Source organism: Parendozoicomonas sp. 209JJ7-1, assembly GCF_058147085.1.
In genome coordinates this window covers 1-608 of sequence record NZ_JBYVJU010000129.1, presented here as the reverse complement: position 1 = coordinate 608, position 608 = coordinate 1, and the positions used below count along the sequence as shown (strand labels likewise).

The 608-nt window shown below is 38.8% G+C and carries 1 protein-coding gene; it reads right to left on the bottom strand.

Annotated elements, in window-relative coordinates; genetic code table 11:
* Positions 1-56: 56 nt before the first annotated feature.
* Entirely contained in the window at positions 57-572 is a 516-nt protein-coding gene (locus ACY2RQ_RS19710) for a ClbS/DfsB family four-helix bundle protein (RefSeq protein ID WP_490114721.1), read from the bottom strand.
* Positions 573-608: the final 36 nt, after the last annotated feature.

Here is a 608-nt window from a genome sequence, read left to right as displayed (position 1 = left end):
AACGCCCGCATCAGGTGCGCCGTAGGCGTCACCTGGATTTACTTGTTATGTGAATTTTACTCGGTGTTTATCTGCTTTTTAAACCGTCGCACTTTTGTGCGGATGTTTTTCATTGGAGATGAAGTATTAAATTGAATCATTCTTCCAAGGCTGTAACTTTTATACCAAGTCTGTCCGTAAAGCTCATCGTTGCTCAATGAGTTTATGAGCTCCAATATTTCCTGAGTTGTGGATTGAAATTCCGAGAGTAGCTGTTCATAGGACCAGTTTTTATAGGTTTCATGAAAGTGTTCAGCAAGCTTTCCAAGTTCATTCCACTTAAAGCCTTTTTCTGGAAACTCTACCTTAAATTCCTTTGTACGAAGTTCATACCATTTTAGAACTAGTTTTCCCCAACCAATCAAGTACGCAAGGGTATCAGAAACACTTATTTCTGTGTTTTTGATATTTCCCTCAACGCCGACTTCCCGAGAGTGGTTCGTGGGGATTTCCATATAATCAGCGAATAACTTTCCATAAGCGTTTTCAATTGAGGAAAGTAGCTCTTCTTTATTTATTGAAATAGAAGACATAGTTCTCGATGATTACTCAAATGCTGGGTATTCACA

Excerpts from the sequence above, each read along its gene's own strand:
- ACY2RQ_RS19710 (WP_490114721.1), bottom strand. The coding sequence starts at position 572 with ATGTCTTCTATTTCAATAAATAAAGAAGAGCTACTTTCCTCAATTGAA.